Here is an 18,579-nt window from a genome sequence, read left to right as displayed (position 1 = left end):
CGGCAAACGAGCTTTCCTCGCGGAAGACCCAAATTAAACTTATGCCTTGCCGGGGCGGCGCCATGGCAGGCTATGGGCGCCGCGGCAAGAGGCGGACAGGGCGTGGACAGCGGGAGGAAACCGGCCGATGCCGATGCGTCAGGAGATGGAGACGGACCGCTTCGAGGCGACGGCCGAGGACGGCAGCGTCCATGCGGTGGTCGAGACGACCAGCTATATCCAGATGGTGACCTTCCGCGGCCCCGCCGGCTGGGTACCGGAGGGCAAGAGCTATCGCCTGGACGGCGGCGACGCGGTGGAGCAGACGGCGGACGGCGGGTTCCGCATCGCCGCGTCGGGACTGGCGATCAGGCGGATCGGCTGAGCGCATCAGCGCTTTCCGCTGGCGCGGCCGGGGCGGTTGAGGCCATCCTCCCGGCAACGCCGGACCCGACCCGTTCGGGCCCACAAATCAGGGAGACAGAGATCGTGACCGCGCCCTTCATCCTCTACGGCAACGTGAATTCCCAGCCCGCGACCCGCATCGCGCTGTTCTTCCGGCTGGCCGGCATCCCGTTCCAGTACCGTCACCTCGATCTGCGCGCCGGTCAGCAGAAGTCGCCGGAGTATCAGGCGATCAACCGCTTCGGCCGGGTGCCGACGCTGGTCCATGGCGACCATTCGATCTCCGAATCCAGCGTGATCCTGACCTATCTGGCCGAACAGACCGGCCAGTTCGGCGGCCGCGACGAGGCCGAGAAGCTGCGCCTCGCCGAATGGCTGAGCTGGCTGGCCGACGTGCTGCTGCCGGTCCAGCGCGCCCGCGCCGTGCGCAAGTTCAACGGCGATGCCAACGCCCTGCCCTGGCTCGACGGCTCGGCAGCCAGCGGGTTGAAGCTGTTCGACCAGCATCTGTCCGGCCACAGCTACATCCAGAGCGAACGCCTGACCATCGCCGACATCTTCGCCTTCCCCTGGATCGACCTGCTGAGCGAATCCGGGATCGATGAGAAGGACTATCCGAACGTCAAGGCCTGGGCCGACCGCGTCCGCGCGCAGCCGGGCTACAAGCCGCAGTATGAGCTGATGCCGCAGGCCGACGCCGAGTGCTGAAATAAGATAAGGGGGTCGCGGCGGGTTGGCCGCCGCGACCGTTCAGCCCCGCGTGTCGTCGATCACCTTGCCGTCGTTGGGCAGGCTTGCCGGCGCCACGAACTCCACCGCGCCCTTCAGCTTCGTCACCGACGCCAAAGTCTCGCGGATGGCGGCGGCGAGACCCTCGCCGCTCTCCTCCGCCTCGCAGCGGAGCGTCATGGTGTCGCTGGCATCCTGGCGGCCGACGACCAGACGGGCGCGGGCGATCTGGGGATGGCGGCGCAGCACCTCGGCGACCTGGCTCGGGTGCACGAACATGCCCTTGACCTTGGTGGTCTGGTCGGCGCGGCCCATCCAGCCCTTCAGCCGCATGTTGGTCCGGCCGCAGGGGCTGGTGCCCGGCAGCACCGCCGACAGGTCGCCGGTGGCGAAGCGGATCAGCGGATAGGCCGGGTTGAAGATGGTCACCACCACCTCGCCGACCTCGCCGTCGGGAACCGGGTCGCCGGTGCCGGGACGGACGATCTCGACGATGCAGCCCTCGTTCACCACCAGACCGGAGCGCGCCGGGGTCTCGTAGGCGACGATGCCGAGATCGGCGGTGCCGTAGCTCTGGGTGACGTCCAGCCCGCGCGCCTCGTAGAAGGCACGGGCGTCGGGCAGATAGGGGCCGCCCGACACGGCGGCGATGCGGATGGAGGAGACGTCCAGCCCCAGCGCGTCGCCCTTCTCCAGGATGATCTTCAGGAAGTCGGGCGTGCCGATATAGCCGCGCGGCTTCAGGCTGGCGACGACCTGGGCCTGCATCTCGGTGTTGCCGGTGCCGGCGGGGATGACGGCGCATTCGAGGGCGTGCGCCCCCGTCTCGAACATCGAGCCGGCGGGGGTCAGGTGGTAGGCGAAGCAGTTGTGGGCGAGGTCGCCGGCGCGGAAGCCGGCGGCGAACAGCGCGCGGGCGCTGCGCCACGGGTCGACGCCATGCGGTTCGGGATCGTGGATCGGGCCGGGAGAGGCGAAGACGCGGGCCAGCCGGCCGGTCTCCATGGCGGCCAATCCGCCGAAGGGCGGGTGGGCCTGCTGCAACGCGATCAGGTCGGATTTCCGCGTCACCGGCAGGGTCGCCAGCGCGTTGCGGTCATGGATCGACGCCGGGTCGATGTCGGCCAGCAGCCGGCGGAAATAGGGGGCCGCGTCCTTGGCGTGGTGCAGATGGGCAGGCAATGCCGCGAACTGCTCGGCCTCGCGCCGGTCGGAGGAACGGGTTTCGAGGTCGTCGTAGAAATCGGTCATGGTCGTTCGTCCGTTCAGGGGTCGGCCGATCAGGTTTTGGCATCGGCGGCGGGAGGGTCGGCGATGCGACGCCCCGCCACTCCCCTCAAATCCAGCGCTTGCGGCGCTTGAAGCTCTTCAGGTTCTTGAAGCTCTTGCGCTCTTCATTGCCGCCGCCGAGGTAGAATTCCTTCACATCCTCGTTGTTGCGCAGCTCTTCGGCGGTGCCGTCCAGCACGACCTTGCCGTTCTCCATGATGTAGCCGCGGGTCGCGGCCTGGAGCGCCATGCGGGCGTTCTGCTCCACCAGCAGGATGGTGACGCCAAGGTCCTTGTTGATCTGCTGGACGATGCTGAACACCTCCTTCACCATCAGCGGCGACAGGCCCATGCTCGGCTCGTCCATCAGGATCAGCTTCGGCCGGGCCATCATCGCACGGCCGATGGCCAGCATCTGCTGCTCGCCGCCCGACAGGTAGCCGGCGAGGCCGGTGCGCTCCTTCAGCCGGGGGAAATAGCTGAAGACCATGTCCAGATCGTCCTTCACCCCGTTGTCGCGGCGGGTGTAGGCGCCCAGGCGCAGATTCTCCAGGCAGGTCATGTCGGCGATGATGCGCCGGCCCTCCATCACCTGGAAGATGCCCTTGCGGACGATCTGGTCGGGATCGATGCCGTTGATGCGCTCGCCATTGAAGGTGATGTCGCCGCGGGTGACTTCGCCGTCCTCGGTCTTCAAAAGGCCGGAGATCGCCTTCAGCGTCGTCGATTTGCCGGCGCCGTTGGCGCCGAGCAGGGCCACGATCTCGCCCTCCGGCACCTCCAGGCTGAGGCCGCGGAGCACGAGGATCACGTCGTTGTAGACGACCTCGATGTTGTTGACGGACAGCATCAGCTTTTTCGCGGCCGTGACCGGCGGTGCGACGGAAGCGTTGGTCGAAGCGGCCGTGGCGGTGTTCAGCATGCGGCACCTGAACTGTTCGTAAAGATTGGGGGCGCCCCCGCCGATGACGTACGGGGGCGCCGGGTACTCAGCGGCTTACCAGCCCAGCCATTCCGGCTTGCGCGGGACGTCGACGGTGGTCAGCTTCTCCAGCTTGATGGTGCCGGCCTTGACCAGCTCGTCCACCCCGGCGCCGGTCTCGCCCGACACCTTGGCACGGTAGATGTTGACCGCCGTCATGCCGCGGTGGTCGGTATCGGTCCAAGTCGAGGGAACGCAGACGCCCTCCAGCCCGGCGGGCACCCAGTCCTTCTTCTGGTACATCGCCTTGCGGATGTTCGGGCCGGTGACGCCGCCGTTGGCCGAGGCCCAGTCCATCGCCTCCTTCATGTAGAAGGCGGTGCAGACGCCGGCCATATAGTGCACCGGGCGGTAGGCGTTGCCCGAGGCGTCGGAGATCTTGGAGATGTCCTTCAGCGTCTTCATGCCGGGCGCGTCGCCGTTCCAGGTGACGGCGGTGCGCATCGGGAACACCACACCGTCGGCGGCCGAGCCGGCGGCCTTGGCGGCATTCTCGTCCATGCCCCAGACGTTGCCCATGAACTGCACTTTGGCGCCGACCGTCTGGCAGGCCTTCAGCACAGAGATGTTGGAGCCGGCGGTGTTGCCGAGATAGGCGTAGTTGACGCCGGACTGCTTCAGCGTCAGGCACTGGGCGGTGTAGTCGCCGGGGGTCAGGGCGAACTGCACGGCCGGCAGCACCTCGAAGCCCAGCTCCTTGGCCAGTTGCTCGCCGGCATCCTTGGGCGCGTTGGGATAGGGGTGGTTGGCGCCCATGTGGACGTATTTCGGCTTGCCCTGGCCGCCCTGCTTCTTCCAGTCCTCCGCCGCCCAGGTCAGCATGCCGCGCAGCGCGTCGGAATAGGAGGGACCGTAGAAGAAGTTGTAGGGCGCCGGCTTGGAGCCGTGCGGACCCTTGCCGGTCGGGTCGGTCAGGTGGCCGGAGTAGGAGCCGGAATAGGCCGGGATCTCGTCCTTGCCGACGAAGCCGGTCAGCGCCTCGGTGTCGGCGGTGCCCCAGCCCTGGAGCGCCGCGATCTTGTCGCTGCCCGACGACCACTTCTTGTACTGGCTGATGGCGCGCGGCGCCTGATAGCCGTAATCGACGCTGTCGACCGCCAGCTTGGTGCCGTTGATGCCGCCCTTGGAATTGATGTAGGCCAGCGCGTCCGCGACGCCCTGCGCATAGGGCACGCCGACGTCCGAGGTGGCGCCGGACTGGTCCGCCAGATGGCCGACCGGGATGTCGGCATAAGCAGTGGCGGAGGTCGCCAGCAGGAAGGCGGAGGTTGCGAAGAGCGCGGTCTTGATCGACATGGTGCGTTGACTCCCCAGTCTGTTCTGTTTGTTGATCGGCAAAAGCGTCGGCACTCAGTGCGAGAAGGGATAGAGCTTCCAGTAGGCCTTGATCTGCTTCCAGCGGTGGGCCAGCCCGTCGGGCTCGAACACCAGGAACAGGATGATGACGAGGCCGATCGACATCTCGCGCAGGAAGGCGATGTTGTCCTTCAAATTCAGCGCGGTATCGAGGGCGGTGCCGCTCACCAGCTTGGTCAGCGCCTGCATCGCCTCGGGCAGGAAGACCATGAAGGCGGTGCCCATCAGCGTGCCCATGATTGAGCCCAGCCCGCCGATGATGATCATGCCCAGGAACTGGATCGAGAAGAGGATGGTGAAGCCCTCGACCGACACGAACTGGAGGTAATGGGCATAGAGGGCGCCGCCGATGCCGGCGTAGAAGGCGGAGATGCCGAAGGACATCGTCCGGTACTTCGTCAGGTTGATGCCCATGATCTCGGCGGAGAGATAATGGTCGCGCACCGCCACCAAAGCACGGCCGTCGCGGGTCCGCATCAGGTTGGTGGCGAGGATGTACATCACCACCAGCGCCACCAGCGCCACGTAGAAGAAGCGCTCGTCGGTATCGAAGGCGAAGCCGAAGATGGTCAGCGGCTCGGCGATGGTGCCGGCGGTGCCGCCGGTGAACCAGTCGGCACGGGCGAAGAAGTCCTGAAGGATGTACTGCGCCGCCAGCGTCGCGATGGCGAGGTACAGGCCCTTCAGCCGCGCCGCCGGCATGCCGAACAAGAGGCCGACCAGCGTGGTGATCACGCCCGCCAGCGGAATGGCCAGCGCCACCGGGACGCCGACACTGTTGCTGAGCCAGGCCGAGGCGAAGGCGCCGAAGCCGAAGAAGGCGGAATGGCCGATGGAGATCTGGCCGGTGAAGCCGACCAGGATGTTCAGGCCGAGTGCCGCGATGCCGAGATAGCTGATCTGGATCAGCAGGCTGAGCCAGTAGCGGTCCATGAAGGCCGGGCAGGCCAGCAGGAGGACCACGCCCAGGATCGCAAAGTTGCGGCTGGTCCTGGTCGGGAAGATGGTGGTGTCGGACCCGTAGGACGTCTTGTAATCGCCGCTCGGGATGATGCTGACGGATGCCATGGGGGCCTCACACGCGCTCGATGTCTTTGGTGCCGAACAGGCCGTAGGGCTTGATCATCAGGATGGCGATCAGGACGTAGAAGGGTGCGATCTCGTACATGTTGCCCCAGTTCAGCCACTGGCTGTCCAGGTAGTGCGCCATGTTCTCCAGCACGCCGACGATCAGCCCGCCGACCACGGCGCCGATGACGCTGTCCAGCCCGCCGAGGATCACCGCCGGGAACACCTTGATGCCGAAGAAGGACAGAGCCGACGACACGCCGTTGACCACGCCCACCGTGACGCCGGCCACCGCCGACACCATGGCGGAGATCGCCCAGCTCATCGCGAACATGTGGCGGACCGAGATGCCCAGCGACTGCGCCACCTGCTGGTCGAAGGCGGTGGCCCGCATGGCGAGACCGGTCCGCGAGTATTTGAAGAACCAGCCGAAGCCCGCCATGATCAGGATCGAGATCAGCAGCGACATGACGTAGACGGTCTGCACCTCCAGCCCGAACAGGTTGACGGTGGGGCTGGCGAAGATCGGCGGGAAGGGCTTGGCGAAGACGCCGAACATCCACTTCATCGCCGCCTGGAAGACGATGGACAGGCCGATCGTCACCATGATGACGGAGATGATCGGCTCGCCGATCATCGGCCGCAGCACGACGATCTGCAGGATGACGCCAAAGGCCAGCATGAAGGCCAGGGTGATCGGGAAGCCGATCCAGAAGGGCAGCTGCCAGTGGGTCAGCAGCCACCAGCAGGTCCAGGCGCCGATCAGCAGGAATTCGCCCTGCGCGAAGTTGACGATGCGGCTGGCCTTGTAGATCAGCACGAAGGACATGGCGACCACGCCATACAGCGCGCCGACGATCAGGCCGTTGACGAGAAGCTGAAACAGAAGGGTCATGGCGTGGCCTCGCCGATGTGGGATCCAAATCCCCCTCTCCCCCCGGGGAGAGGGTCGGGGTGAGGGGGTTGCTTGGCGAGGAGCGTCCGGCAGACGGATCCCCCTCACCCATCCTCTCCCCGGGGGGAGAGGGGCTTTTCCTGTTTGCATAGGCGTTACGCCGCAACCGGTTGCCGCGGCGCCTTGGCGGCGGCCGGGGCCAAGTCGATGACGGTCAGGGTGGTGCGGATCCGCTGCTTGGTGCCGTCCTGGAAGGCAATCGTGGTGTCCACGTCGATCTTCGGCTGGCCGGTATAGATGCTGTCGATGATGGTGCCGTACTTCTCGGCGATGACGCCGCGGCGCACCTTGCGGGTGCGGGTCAGCTCGCCGTCGTCGGCGTCCAGCTCCTTGTAGAGCAGCAGGAACTTGGAGATGCGCTGGTACTCGGGCAGCGTCTGGTTCACCCGCTCCACCTCCGCCCGCAGCAGGTCGTAGACCTCCTGCTTCGAGGACAGGTCGGAGTAGGTCGTAAACGCGATGCGGTTCTTCTCCGCCCACTTCGACACGATGGGGAAGCGGATGCAGATGATCGCCGACAGATAGTCGCGCTTGTCACCCAGGATCACCGCCTCGGCGACATACGGCGAGAATTTCAGCTTGTTCTCGATGTATTGCGGACTGAAGCGGTCGCCCTGGGCGGTGGTGGCGATGTCCTTGATGCGGTCGATGATGACCAGATGGCCCTTCTTGTCGAAGAAACCGGCGTCACCCGTGTGCATCCAGCCGTCGCGCATGTCGGCGACGGTCGCCTTCTCGTTCCGGTAATAGCCGGCGAACATGTTGGGGTGGCGGGTGACGATCTCGCCGACGCCGTTGTGGTCGGGCTCGATCACCTTGACCTCGATGCCGCTGTCGAACGGCACGCCGACCGTGTCGAAATCGACGTCGGTGCCGCGATGGACGGTGTAGGCGCCCATCGTCTCGGTCTGGCCGTAGATCTGGCGAAGCGGGACGCCGAGCGCCTGGAAGAACTTGAAGGTGTCGGGGCCGAGCGCGGCACCGCCGGTCGCCGCCGATTTCAGGTTGGTGAAGCCCAGCCGGTCGCGCAGCGCCTTGAACAGGATCGCGTCGGCCATCGCCGAGCGCTGCCCCTTCGCCAGAGCCTCCAGCCCCAGCTTCATGCCGAGATCGAACATCTTCTGCTTGAAGGGCGAGGCGTCCATCATGCGGGCGCGCACGTCGGCGGCGATCTGCTCCCACAGGCGCGGGGCGAACAGCACGAAGCTCGGCCCGATCTCACGGAAGTCGTGCATCATCGTCTCGGCTTCCTCGACGAAGTTCACGCGCATCCGCGACACCATGCCCATACCGACCGCATAGACCTGTTCCATGATCCAGGACAGCGGCAGGACCGAGACGTAATCGTCCTCCGGACCCTTGGGATCGGCGGACAGGTAGCTGGCGACATGGCGGATCAGCCGGCCGGCCGGCAGCATCGCCATCTTCGGGTTCGACGTGGTGCCGGACGTGGTGCAGAGGATGGCGACCTCCTCACCCTTGGTCGCCGCGACCATGCGGTCGTAGAGGTCCGGCTGCTGCGCATGCAGCGCCTCGCCCATCGCCACCAGTTCGGTGACCGGCATCAGGCGCGGATCATGGTATTTGCGCATGCCGCGCGGGTCGGAATAGATGATGTGCTGCAGGGTCGGCAGCCGCTCGGCGAGGTTCAGCAGCTTGTCGACCTGCTCCTCGTCCTCGGCGAACACCACCTTCACGTCGGCATAGGTGATGAGGTAGGCGACCTCCTCGTCCAGCGCGTCGCGGTAGATGCCCAGGCTGTAGCCGCGCACCGCATGGGTGGCGATCTCGCCCATCACCCAGTCGGGACGGTTGTCGCCGAGAAGCCCGACGACCTCGCCCGGCACGACGCCGAGCTTGGTCATGCCCAGCGCGAAGGCGCGGACACGGGCATGGACCTGGCTCCAGGTGAAGGTGCGCCAGATGCCGAAATCCTTCTCGCGCATGGCGATGTCGTTGCCATGCTCACGGGCATGCAGGGCCAGCAGCTTCGGCAGGGTGTCGTTGACGGCCAGATCGGGAAGCGTGTTGGTCGTCATCACGCAACCTCCTTGCGCGGCTGGACCGCCGTCGCCGGCGCCTCCTCCTCGTCGTCCTCGCCCAGATAGGCGCGTCGGACACGGGGATCGGCCAGGACCTCCTCCGGCTTGCCTTCGGCGATCTTCTTGCCGAATTCCAGCACCATCACCCGGTGCGAGATGTCCATGACCACGCCCATGTCGTGTTCGATCATGACCACGGTCATGCCGAACTCCTCGTTGAGGTCGACGATGTAGCGGGCCATGTCCTCCTTCTCTTCGAGGTTCATGCCGGCCATCGGCTCGTCCAGCAGGATCAGGTCGGGCTTCAACGCGATGGCACGGGCCAGCTCCACCCGCTTGCGCAGGCCGTAGGACAACGTGCCGGCGGTCGCCTTGCGCACATGCTGGATTTCGAGGAAGTCGATGATCTCCTCCACCTCGCGGCGGTGGGACAGCTCCTCTTTCCTGGCGCCGGTCAGCCAGTAGAGCGACCCGGTCAGGAAGTTGTTCTTCAGCAGATGGTGGCGGCCGACCATGATGTTGTCGAGCACGGTCATGTGCCCGAACAGCGCCAGATTCTGGAAGGTGCGGCCGATGCCGAGGGCGGCGCGGTGGTTCGGGGTCATCCCCGTCACGTCGCGGCCCTTGAAATAGACCTTGCCGTCGGTCGGCCGGTAGCGGCCGGAGATGCAGTTGACCATCGAGGTCTTGCCGGCCCCGTTGGGACCGATGATCGAGAACAACTCGCCCTTACGGATGCCGAAACTGACGTCGGTCAGCGCATGGACGCCCCCGAAGCGCAGATTGACGCCCCGAGCCTCGAAGATGGTCTCCGCCTGGGTGGTGGGCGACTTTTGGCCAGGGGAATTCTGGCCAGGGCCGGGGTGTGGTGCGACGGGCGCGCCTGACATTTCCTCCTCCGTTGCTGTTGGTACCGCTTCTCGGGGTCACGATCCGGCTCTTTGGTGGCCGGCGGGGTCCATATTGTGGACCGTTTCATGAGCAACTTCCTCACTATATACCGGGGTGCGGTCTGTTTTCAACACTGACATTCCGCCACTGCATGTTTTTTGTTGCGGCAAGCGGCCTTACGGTCCATATGATGGACCTCATGAGCAGTCACGCCGACATCGTCCCCGCTCCAGCCACTCCCCCCTCCACTCCGGGCGCGGCGGGCGGTACCCAAAGCCTGGAGCGCGCCATCGCGCTGCTGCGCGCGGTCGCCGACGCCGAAACCGACGGGGCGCGGCTGGCCGATTTGATGACGGGGGTCGGGCTGTCGAAGGCCACCGCGCACCGGCTGCTGATGGCGCTGGCGCGCGACGGGCTGGTCGAGCAGGATGGTCGCAGCAAGCGCTATCACCTGGGTCCCGACCTGATGGCGCTGGGCGATCTGGCGGCGCTGCGCCACCGTCCGCCGGCACCGCCGCCTCCCCCTGCCCCGCCCCAGCCGCCGGAGACCGCGGCACCGGTGGCCGTGCAGCCCTCACCGCCCGTGCTGATGGTGAGGCCGTCGGCCTTCCTGCGGCCGGAATACCGCGGCGACTCCATCGCGCTGGCGACATTGCTGTGCGACCGCCATGTCCGTGCCGCCGACGGCGCGCGGGCGGCGCTGCTGCATGAAAGCGTCGCCGGACAAACGACGGAGCTGAGTTTCGCCCGGCTGGCCCGGGATTCGGCGCGCTTCGCCACCGTGCTGGCCGGCATGGGGGTGGGACCGGGCGACCGGGTGGCGGTCCTGCTGCCGAAGGGGCCGGAACTGCTGATCACCGCGCTGGCGATCTGGCGGCTGGGCGGTGTCTACATGCCGCTGTTCACCACCTACACCGCCTCGGCCGTCGCCTACCGGCTGGCCGACAGCGACGCGCGGGCCATCGTCACCAACGGCTTCCTGCGCCGCAAGGTGCCGCGCGACAACACCCGCCCGGTGGTGACGGTGGAGGGCGACGAGGCCTTCGGCCCCGACGCCGTGCCCTTCTGGTCGTCGCTGCACGAGGCCGCGCCGCTGGCCGAGGTGGCGCGTTACCGCGAAGGCGACGCCTTCGCCCTGATCTACACCTCGGAATCCGAGCCGACGCCGCTCGGCGTCTCGCTGCCGGTCAAGGCGCTGTCGGGGATCGAACAGTACATGCGCATCGGCCTCGACCTGCGCGACGACGACATCTACTGGAACATGGCCGATCCCGGCTGGGCCTATGGCGCCTATTACGGGCTGGTCGGGCCGCTGCTGCTCGGACGGACGACGATCTTCTGCGACGGGCCGTACGATGTGCGGCAGGGCTACCGCATGCTGACCAAGTTCGGCGTCACCAACCTGACCGCCGCCCCGTCGCAGATCCGCGCCTGGCACGGCGCCGACCCCGGCGTGTCGCATCAGACCGCGCTGCGCATCCTGTCGGTGGTGGGCGAGCCGCTGCCGCCCGACCTGATCGCCTGGGCCAACCGGACGGTGAAGGTTCCCCTGCTCGACCAGTATGGTCAGCGCGAGACCGGCATCTTCATCGTGAACCGCTACGATCCCGACGGCATCGGCCGCCACGAGTCCGAAGGACCGGACGGTGCGGATGCGGTCCAGCCGGCAAGCGGCTCGCTCGGCCGGCCGATGCCGGGCTTCCGCGTCGTCATCCTCGACCCAGACGGGCGGGAGGCGCCGGTGGGTGGTGCCGGCGAGATCGCGATCGACGTCGACCACTCGCCGCTGTTCTGGTTCGAATCCTACGCCAACAACCCGGACCGCACCGCCCAACGCTTCCGCCACGGCCGACGCTACTACCTGACCGGCGACCGGGCTTTCCTGGACGGCGACGGCAACATCCATTACCGCGGCCGGGCATCCGACGCGATCCAGATGCAGCAGGGCGAATAGTCACGGCCCCCTCTTTTCGGGTATAGAACGCGTTCGGGACTGCGGCTGCGGCAATGGGAAGAGCGCGAAGGACGGGTATGGAATCCAAGACGAAGAACCGCGAATCCTGGCTGGCGGCCGCCTTCGCGGCGCTGGCCGAAGGCGGCGTCGACAAGGTTCGGGTTGAGGTGCTGGCGAAGGCCCTGAAGGTCACCAAGGGCAGCTTCTACTGGCATTTCCGCGACCGCACCGAGCTGATGAGCGCCCTGCTGGACAGCTGGAAGCTGGGCCGCATCGCCGCGATCAAGGAACAGACCCGGCTGGACGGGCGCGAACCGGCGCAGCAGCTGCGCGACCTGCTGGCGCTCTATGGCGGCAACAAGCCGCGCGGCATGGCGATCGAGCTGGCGGTGCGTGACTGGGCCCGGCGCGCGCCGGAGGCGGAAGGCGTCATCGCCGAGGTCGACCGCGAACGCCTGCACAGCGTCGCCGGCCTGTTCGTGGCGCTCGGCCTGCCCGCCGACCAGGCCTTCGCCCGCGCCTACCTGTTCTACGCCTTCGCCTTCGGCCAGGGCCTGCTCGCCCCCGGCGCCGCGGCCGACAGGGCCGAGGTGGTGCGGGCGATCTGCGCCGACGTGCTGGTGCCGGCGGCGCAGCCGCAATCCTGAGCGGTCACGGCATGTAGGCCAGCCGCAGATTGCCCCAATGGCGGCCGCGCACCATGATCGGCGCATCGACCTCCTTCAGGCGGACCATCTGGCCGCCGCCCATGTCGCGGCGATAGGCCTGCAATAGGAACGACCGGGTGTTGCGCGCCGCGGCAAGGCCGGAGCGGTCGGCGAAGACACGGCGGTTGCGGCAGTGGGCGGCATTCCAGACCGCGTCGCCCGGCCGCTGCGGATCGGAATAGCGGCTGTTGTGGGTCGGCAGGTAGCCGACGACGTTGACCGCCGCACAGAACTGGATGCGCGGGTTGGAGGCAAGGATCGGCTCCTGGATCGCCGGGAACAGGCGGTCGGTCAGGTCGGTGAAGGGGGCGAGGCACTGCTCCGGCTCCGTGCCGGGAATGGTGGACAGCTCGGTCGAGAACAGGGCCTCCTCGCCGATGCCGCCGTTGGCAAGCGCCCCCTCCAATGCCTTGCCCAGGGCCGCCGCGGCGTCCTGTGCGGTGGCGATGATGGCGGAATCGGCCTCGACCATCGCGTTGTAGAGGCTTTCCAGACGGCTGTTCTGGGCGTCCGACAGGTCGTCCAAGGCCAGATGCAGGCCGAGATCGCTGGTTCCGGCGACGATGGCCGGCAGATCGCCGATATCGCGCAGGGTCACGGTCACTTGTGTCTGCTCGGGCAGCTCCGGCAGCCCCTTGCTGTCGATCAGCAGCCCGTCCAGCGACAAATCCAGCATGGTGACGGTGCGGCGGTCGCCCGCCACGGTCATGGCGATCGGCTCCTCGCACGGGATGCGGTTGGAGATGCGACGGTCGCCCGCCACAGACTGGCGCAGCGCGATGACCAGCCGGCGCTTGAGGTCGGCCACCGCGCCCTGGGTGTCGGTCATGCGGCGGTTGACGTCGGTGGCGATGCCGGTGATCTCGTCGGTCTGGTCGCGGATCCGCAGCACGCTGCCCGACACCTGGGAGGCGCCGCCGGCGGAGTTGGTGGCGCTGCGCCCGATCTCGGCATTGGCGGCGGACTGCTCCTCCACCGCGGCGGCGGTGGCGGTGGCCGCCTCGTCGATCTCCTCGATCACCGAGATGACGGTCTGGATGGCCTGGACGCTGCCGCCGACCGCATGCTTCAGCTGGTCGATCTGGCGGGCGATGTCCTCGGTCGCCCTGGCGGTCTGGTTGGCCAGCGTCTTGACCTCGCTAGCGACGACGGCGAAGCCCTTGCCGGCCTCCCCCGCCCTGGCGGCTTCGATGGTGGCGTTCAGCGCCAGCAGGTTGGTCTGGCCGGCGATCTCGTTGATGAGGGTGGCGACCTTGGCGATCTCCTCCGTCGCGATCTCCATCCGGCCGATGGCGGAGGCGGAGCCGCGGGCGCTGTCCACCGCACGCCGCGCCACCTCGCTGGAGCGCGCCGCCTGCCGGGCGATTTCCTGCCCGGAGGAATTCAGCTCCTCCGTCGCGGCGGCGACCGACTGCGCGTTGGAACTGGCCTGCTCCGACGCGGCCGACACCACCACGGTGTTCTCGCGCACAACGCCGAGCGCCTCCATCAGATGCTCGATGCCGTCGCCGGCCCGCCGGCTCGCCAGTTCCACACCCATCCAGGTGGAATCCAGGTCGCCTTCGATGGATTTGCAGGTTTCCAACAGGGCTTGGCGGGTCAGCGCCTTCTGGCGCAACTCGGTCTCATGCTTCTCGTGGATGCCGTAGGCCAGCTTCGCCTTCATCGCGTTCAGCTCCGATGCCACGCGCCGGAATTCCGGCACGCCGATGGCTTCAGCCGGGCTGACGAAATCTCCACGGGAAATGCGGGCGAACGTCCTTTCAAAAGATTTCAGCGGCCTCCGGAAGGTCAGAAGCAGCCCCCAGGAGATCAGCCCGGACGCGACCGCCAGAGCGGAAACGATTGCCGCCGTCTCCATGAACCGATCAGAGAAGTCACTCTGCGCCTCCGAAACCTCTTGCCCGGCGCTTTTCATCTGGAAGTTCAGCAGGTCACGGTTCGCTTCGAAGGCCGCTGCGAACAGCGGCGTGACGACCGTCCGGACATCACGTTCGACCGCAAGCGAATCGCCGTCCTTGATATGCTCCATCGTCGGCCGCAGTCCGTCCTTCACGTATTTCGTGCGCAGTTCGAAGAAACGGTCGGCCAACACCCGTTCTTCGGGCAGTTTCGGCAAGGCGCTGTATTCGGCCCAGACCGCCGTGATGGCCGCGATGTTGCCTTCGATCCGGGACAGCAAATCCTTGATCACCGCCGGTTGGGCGCCATCCCGCACCTCAATGATCAGGCTGGTTATGATCTGCCGGTTGTCTGCCATACGGGTCAGGATATCGTTGCTAATCCTGGCGGCAGCCAGACGTTGGCTGTACACGCGCGTCAGGGCGTCGTTCGATGCCGACATGCCCTCCAGCCCCAAGCCACCCACGAAGATCATCGCCGCTATCAGCAGAACGAAAGCACCAAGCAGCCGCCCGGTCATGCTTGTCCATGCAGAATCCAGCCAGCGACGCGGCCCCTTCCGGTACAGTCCGCCACCACGGAGTTCCACGGCCGCCCGGTTGTCGCGCATCTCCGCATACAGCCTGTCGGCCGCCGCGACCTCGTCCCGAGACGGCTTGGAGCGGATCGAGATGAAGCCGGTGATGGCGCCGTCCTCCATCACCGGCGTGACGTTGGCGCGCACCCAATAGAAGTCGCCGCTCTTGGTGCGGTTCTTCACCAGCCCTTCCCAGGGCCGCCCCGCCTTCGCCGTCGCCCACAGATCGGCGAAGGCCTCCTTCGGCATGTGGGGGTGGCGGACAATGTTGTGCGGGGCGCCGATCAGCTCATGCTCGTCAAAGCCGCTGATCTCGACGAAAGCCTGGTTCACAAAGGTGATGCGCCCGCCGGTGTCGGTGCGCGACACCAGAGGAACCCCGTCGGTCAGATGAACTTCTCGGTCGGTGATCGGTGTGTTGACGCGCATGTCGCGGTTCCGCTCCAGCCATAGCCTCGAACAAGTCGGTCGGGCATGGTGGCGAACCGATAGCAGCAGCATGAAAGCATCGGTCGGCCTCCAGGACCGGAGCTTGCGCTGCAAGCGGCATGCCGCATCATTTTGTCGGTAAGCGAACAAACTCCGCGTTTGAGCACAACGGCAACGCGAAATCGAATGGCATCGCTCGTTGCAAAATGCCTCCGGAAAAGCGGACTGGTCCCAAAGTATTATGCAATTTGGAAAAAGCTATATGGTCTGACCGTTCAGCCGCGCAACGGCCCGTTGGACAGCCCGTCCAGCGGGATGGCGGTGACGCTCTTCACCTCTTCCATCACCGCATAGGTGTGGGTTTCGCGCACGCCGCGGGCGGTGGACAGCAGTTCGCCCAGGAACAGGCGGTATTCGTTCATGTCGCGCACGCGGGCCTTGACGAGATAATCGAAGCCGCCCGCCACCATGTGGCATTCCATGATCTGCGGCATGCGCAGGACGGTGGCCTTGAAGTCGTCGAAATTGTCCGGCGTGGTACGGTCCAGCACCACCTCGACGAAGACCAGCATCCCCGCCTCCAGCCGATGCGGGTCGAGCAGCGCGACATAGCGCTGGATGATGCCCTCGGATTGCAGGCGCTTCACCCGCTCCAGGCAGGCGGCCGGGCTGAGGTTGATGCGGCGGGCCAGCTCGACATTGCTGAGGCGTCCGTCATCCTGCAACTCGCGCAGGATCTTGATATCGGTGGAATCGAGGCTGCGGTCCATCGGCGGCTCGGAATGCTGTTCGGCTGGCGGCCCCGATCCTAGCGGAAAAATCGGCGCCAAGCCATGCCGGACCATAGCCACAGCGGCTGGACCCATCCGGCCTCCGAAGCCTGTTTGCCGGCAGCGTGGCCGTTCACGCCGCCAGCGGCAGGGTCACCGTCATACGCAGGCCGCCGGTCGGACGGTTTTCGGCCCGCACACGGCCGCCGAAGGCTTCGATGTTGCGCCGGACGATCCACAGGCCGATGCCGAAATGCGCCGCCCCGGCCTGATGCGCCGCCGCCTCGTCCTCCGGCATGCCGCGGCCGGGTTCGCGGTGGGAGAAGTAGCGCTCGAAGATGCGCTCCAAATTGGCGGGATCGACCCCCGGCCCCTCGTCGTCCACCACAAGCTCGGTGCAGGACCCGACGCGGGTCAGGCGGACGCTGACCGTCCCGTCGGCGGGCGAGAAGCTGACGGCGTTCTCCACCAGATTCTCGACGATGGTTTCCAGCGTCTCCTCGCTGGCCCGCACCACCAGCCCGGCATCGATGCGCGAGCGCATGTGCAGGCGGCGTTCGGCCAGCAGCCCGGTGTAGCCGCCGGCCATCCGTTCCACCAGCGATGACAGGTCGACGCGGCGCCGTGCCGGGGCCAGCAGGTCGGCCGCCGCCTCGTCCATGCGGCGGGCGAAGGAGACGAGGCCGTCGAGCTTGTCCAGCGACTTCTCGATCATCGTCAGGGCGCGCTGGCTGCGGGCGTTCTCCGCCGGCAGGGCGCGGCGCAGCGGTTCCACCGACTGGCGGATCACGGCGATCGGCGTCTTGAAGGCGTGGGCGTTGTCCTCCGCCGCGCGGCGCAGCGACTGGGCGCTGTCGCGCAGGGTGGAGACCAGCCGGTCGAAATCCTCTGCCACGCCGGCCAGTTCCGGCACGGTGTTGCGGGCAGCGAAGGAGGCGTTGCCGCTGTCCTGGTCGGGCACGTCCTCGCCGCCGACGATGCGGCGGGCCAGGTCGCCGAAGCGGTTCAGGTTGCGCCAGATGCCGGCCAGCACGGCCAGCACCAGGGCGGCCATCGCCAGATAGATCGCCGCGGCAGCCTGCACCGCCGGCGTGCTCCAATAGGGGCGGCCGATGGAGGAGGAGATGTAGGCTTCGGTCGCGTGGCTGGTCACCAGCGCCCAGCAGCCGAAGCTGGTCTTGATTGGGGTGATCGAGGACAGCACCTCCTCCCCGCCTTCGGCATGGGGGACGCGCATCGCCAGCGTCGCGTTGCCGGCGCAGCTCGATCCCAGCCGGTCCAGCACGCCCTGTTCGAGCAACAGGCGCCGTTCGGCGTCGATGTCGGCGGTCGACAGGCTGGGCGCCGCGGCGACGTAGAAGAAGGGTTCCGGCCCGGCCTTGGCGCCGGACGCGGTGGTGGCGTTGCCGGTGGCCGCCACCCGCGGGCGTACCAGCAGCTTCAGCCGCGTGCGGTCGTCGCCGTAGCGGGCAAGGGCGATGCTCAGGCTGGGAAGGGCCGTGCGGTCGACGCCCAGCAGTTCGGGTTCCAGCGCGCGGGCGATCAGTTCGCCCTGGCGCTGGGCGCTTTTCAGCAGAAGCTGCTGCGACGCCTCGTCGGCCCGCTGGAACTGGTCGTAGAGCAGGACCGGCACGGCGACAAAGACGAGGGTGAGCAGCAGCAGGCGGCTCGCCATCGAGCGCCAGAGCCACAGCAGGCGGGCGGACGCCCGTCGGGGCGCCCGCATCGCAAGGTCAATCGGCAGCAGCGCCATCGATCAGCATATCCTCGCCCATACCGTCTTCGTCACGGCCCTGGTTGGCCGCGTTCTCGCCCTTGCCCCAGCGGTAGCCGAAGCCCGGATAGTTCTCGATGCAGGCGAAGCTGGCGTCGACCGAGCGGAACTTCTGGCGGATGCGCTTGATAAAGGCACGAACGTTGGCGCGGTAGCCCGACGGGCCGTAGCCGGCGACGAAGCCCTTGCCGTGGACGAGGTCGTAGATCTCGCGATAGGAGACGTCCTCTTCCGGGCGGGTCGACATCAGCTTGACGATGTTGAACTCGGTCAGCGTCAGGTCGATGCGCTTACCCTTCCAGAGGGCGCGGCTGTTGTCCAGGCGCAGCTCCAACTCGCCCAGGCGGTGGCTGGTGGCGTTGCCGCCGGCCTCCGCATCCTCCGAGCCCTTGGCGCCGTCGCCCTTGATGCCGTCCAGGATCAGGCGCATGCGCTTCAGCAGGATCGACAGGCTGCGCGACTTCTCCACGAAGTCCAGCGCACCGCCGGCCAGCGCGGCCTCTTCATAAATCTGGTCGGACAGCACGGTCAGGAAGATGACCGGGGTGGCGATGCCGCGGGCGCGCATCTGGCGCAGCACGTCGATGCCGTCCAGCTTGGGCATGCGCCAGTCCAGCAGGACGATGTCGACCGACCCGCCCTCGGCGAAGAAATCGAGCGCCGGTTCGCCGCGGTCGAAGGTGATGACCTCGTAGCCCTCGTCGCCGAGGTTGAGGCTGAGCGACTCACGGAACAGGTCGTCGTCGTCCACCAGAGCGATGCGGGCAATGGTCGGATCGGTCATCGCGGA

The 18,579-nt window shown here is 67.0% G+C and carries 15 protein-coding genes; 4 read left to right on the top strand and 11 right to left on the bottom strand.

All coding sequences use genetic code 11. The annotated features are described in order from the left end of the window. The first annotated feature begins 127 nt into the window (after window positions 1–127). Together ACWPN8_RS23405 and ACWPN8_RS23400 are read left to right on the top strand one after the other, a co-directional pair. Window positions 128–364: a hypothetical protein gene (locus tag ACWPN8_RS23405; RefSeq protein WP_109447562.1), complete on the top strand. Its 237-nt coding sequence runs from the start codon at window positions 128–130 to the stop codon at window positions 362–364. A 104-nt stretch (window positions 365–468) separates the two neighbouring features. Further along, window positions 469–1,092, top strand: coding sequence for a glutathione S-transferase family protein (locus ACWPN8_RS23400; RefSeq protein WP_109447560.1), 624 nt, complete (start codon window positions 469–471; stop codon window positions 1,090–1,092). A 42-nt stretch (window positions 1,093–1,134) separates the two neighbouring features. Here the strand turns inward: ACWPN8_RS23400 and ACWPN8_RS23395 are convergent, their stop codons facing one another. The 7 genes from ACWPN8_RS23395 to ACWPN8_RS23365 form a co-directional block, all read right to left on the bottom strand. Then, window positions 1,135–2,364, bottom strand: coding sequence for a phenylacetate--CoA ligase family protein (locus ACWPN8_RS23395; RefSeq protein WP_492242464.1), 1,230 nt, complete (start codon window positions 2,362–2,364; stop codon window positions 1,135–1,137). An 85-nt stretch (window positions 2,365–2,449) separates the two neighbouring features. Continuing rightward, the gene (locus ACWPN8_RS23390) at window positions 2,450–3,232 is read right to left on the bottom strand and encodes an ABC transporter ATP-binding protein (protein ID WP_109157684.1); all 783 of its coding nucleotides are present in this window, start codon (window positions 3,230–3,232) and stop codon (window positions 2,450–2,452) included. 147 nt (window positions 3,233–3,379) lie between these two features. Continuing rightward, the gene (locus ACWPN8_RS23385) at window positions 3,380–4,660 is read right to left on the bottom strand and encodes an ABC transporter substrate-binding protein (protein WP_109447556.1); all 1,281 of its coding nucleotides are present in this window, start codon (window positions 4,658–4,660) and stop codon (window positions 3,380–3,382) included. Window positions 4,661–4,714: 54 nt separating this feature from the next. Continuing rightward, window positions 4,715–5,788 carry a branched-chain amino acid ABC transporter permease gene (locus ACWPN8_RS23380; protein WP_109447554.1) on the bottom strand — a complete coding sequence of 358 codons (1,074 nt, stop codon included), beginning with the start codon at window positions 5,786–5,788 and terminating at the stop codon, window positions 4,715–4,717. A gap of 7 nt (window positions 5,789–5,795) precedes the next feature. After that, window positions 5,796–6,683: a branched-chain amino acid ABC transporter permease gene (locus ACWPN8_RS23375; protein ID WP_109447552.1), complete on the bottom strand. Its 888-nt coding sequence runs from the start codon at window positions 6,681–6,683 to the stop codon at window positions 5,796–5,798. Window positions 6,684–6,838: 155 nt separating this feature from the next. Continuing rightward, a complete protein-coding gene (locus ACWPN8_RS23370; RefSeq protein ID WP_492242463.1) occupies window positions 6,839–8,782 on the bottom strand; it encodes a long-chain fatty acid--CoA ligase in 1,944 nt (647 codons plus the stop codon). Next, complete coding sequence (locus ACWPN8_RS23365) at window positions 8,782–9,675, bottom strand: ABC transporter ATP-binding protein (RefSeq protein ID WP_423315604.1); 894 nt, start codon at window positions 9,673–9,675, stop codon at window positions 8,782–8,784. The genes ACWPN8_RS23370 and ACWPN8_RS23365 overlap by 1 nt, the downstream gene beginning before the upstream one ends. A gap of 200 nt (window positions 9,676–9,875) precedes the next feature. Between ACWPN8_RS23365 and ACWPN8_RS23360 the strand changes: the two genes are divergently transcribed. After that, a complete protein-coding gene (locus tag ACWPN8_RS23360) occupies window positions 9,876–11,630 on the top strand; it encodes an AMP-binding protein (protein WP_109452842.1) in 1,755 nt (584 codons plus the stop codon). Window positions 11,631–11,707: 77 nt separating this feature from the next. Continuing rightward, a complete protein-coding gene (locus ACWPN8_RS23355) occupies window positions 11,708–12,277 on the top strand; it encodes a TetR/AcrR family transcriptional regulator (RefSeq protein ID WP_109447548.1) in 570 nt (189 codons plus the stop codon). Between the two features lie 4 nt (window positions 12,278–12,281). Here the strand turns inward: ACWPN8_RS23355 and ACWPN8_RS23350 are convergent, their stop codons facing one another. From ACWPN8_RS23350 to ACWPN8_RS23335, 4 genes are all read right to left on the bottom strand, one after another. Continuing rightward, window positions 12,282–15,245: a methyl-accepting chemotaxis protein gene (locus ACWPN8_RS23350; RefSeq protein ID WP_492242462.1), complete on the bottom strand. Its 2,964-nt coding sequence runs from the start codon at window positions 15,243–15,245 to the stop codon at window positions 12,282–12,284. A gap of 275 nt (window positions 15,246–15,520) precedes the next feature. Next, on the bottom strand, window positions 15,521–16,015 hold the full coding sequence (locus ACWPN8_RS23345; protein ID WP_098737064.1) for an Lrp/AsnC ligand binding domain-containing protein: 495 nt from the start codon (window positions 16,013–16,015) through the stop codon (window positions 15,521–15,523). A gap of 133 nt (window positions 16,016–16,148) precedes the next feature. After that, window positions 16,149–17,768, bottom strand: coding sequence for a sensor histidine kinase (locus tag ACWPN8_RS23340; RefSeq protein ID WP_492242461.1), 1,620 nt, complete (start codon window positions 17,766–17,768; stop codon window positions 16,149–16,151). Further along, window positions 17,749–18,573, bottom strand: a complete 825-nt coding sequence (locus ACWPN8_RS23335) for a response regulator transcription factor (RefSeq protein ID WP_109452840.1) — start codon at window positions 18,571–18,573, stop codon at window positions 17,749–17,751. Before ACWPN8_RS23335 ends, ACWPN8_RS23340 begins: the two co-directional genes overlap by 20 nt. Between the last annotated feature and the right edge of the window lie 6 nt (window positions 18,574–18,579).

Source organism: Azospirillum sp. UENF 112521 (genome assembly GCF_058780665.1).
The sequence above is the reverse complement of the archived record's forward strand: the minus strand, read 5'-3'. Positions and strand labels throughout refer to the sequence as shown.

What these genes read in the sequence shown, in the direction of transcription:
- ACWPN8_RS23340 (WP_492242461.1), bottom strand. Translation starts at nt 17,768, where the DNA reads ATGGCGCTGCTGCCGATTGACCTTGCGATGCGGGCGCCCCGACGGGCG.
- ACWPN8_RS23375 (WP_109447552.1), bottom strand. Translation starts at nt 6,683, where the DNA reads ATGACCCTTCTGTTTCAGCTTCTCGTCAACGGCCTGATCGTCGGCGCG.
- ACWPN8_RS23390 (WP_109157684.1), bottom strand. Translation starts at nt 3,232, where the DNA reads ATGCTGTCCGTCAACAACATCGAGGTCGTCTACAACGACGTGATCCTC.
- ACWPN8_RS23405 (WP_109447562.1), top strand. Translation starts at nt 128, where the DNA reads ATGCCGATGCGTCAGGAGATGGAGACGGACCGCTTCGAGGCGACGGCC.
- ACWPN8_RS23385 (WP_109447556.1), bottom strand. Translation starts at nt 4,660, where the DNA reads ATGTCGATCAAGACCGCGCTCTTCGCAACCTCCGCCTTCCTGCTGGCG.
- ACWPN8_RS23380 (WP_109447554.1), bottom strand. Translation starts at nt 5,788, where the DNA reads ATGGCATCCGTCAGCATCATCCCGAGCGGCGATTACAAGACGTCCTAC.
- ACWPN8_RS23335 (WP_109452840.1), bottom strand. Translation starts at nt 18,573, where the DNA reads ATGACCGATCCGACCATTGCCCGCATCGCTCTGGTGGACGACGACGAC.
- ACWPN8_RS23345 (WP_098737064.1), bottom strand. Translation starts at nt 16,015, where the DNA reads ATGGACCGCAGCCTCGATTCCACCGATATCAAGATCCTGCGCGAGTTG.
- ACWPN8_RS23355 (WP_109447548.1), top strand. Translation starts at nt 11,708, where the DNA reads ATGGAATCCAAGACGAAGAACCGCGAATCCTGGCTGGCGGCCGCCTTC.
- ACWPN8_RS23370 (WP_492242463.1), bottom strand. Translation starts at nt 8,782, where the DNA reads ATGACGACCAACACGCTTCCCGATCTGGCCGTCAACGACACCCTGCCG.
- ACWPN8_RS23360 (WP_109452842.1), top strand. Translation starts at nt 9,876, where the DNA reads ATGAGCAGTCACGCCGACATCGTCCCCGCTCCAGCCACTCCCCCCTCC.
- ACWPN8_RS23395 (WP_492242464.1), bottom strand. Translation starts at nt 2,364, where the DNA reads ATGACCGATTTCTACGACGACCTCGAAACCCGTTCCTCCGACCGGCGC.
- ACWPN8_RS23350 (WP_492242462.1), bottom strand. Translation starts at nt 15,245, where the DNA reads ATGCGCGTCAACACACCGATCACCGACCGAGAAGTTCATCTGACCGAC.
- ACWPN8_RS23365 (WP_423315604.1), bottom strand. Translation starts at nt 9,675, where the DNA reads ATGTCAGGCGCGCCCGTCGCACCACACCCCGGCCCTGGCCAGAATTCC.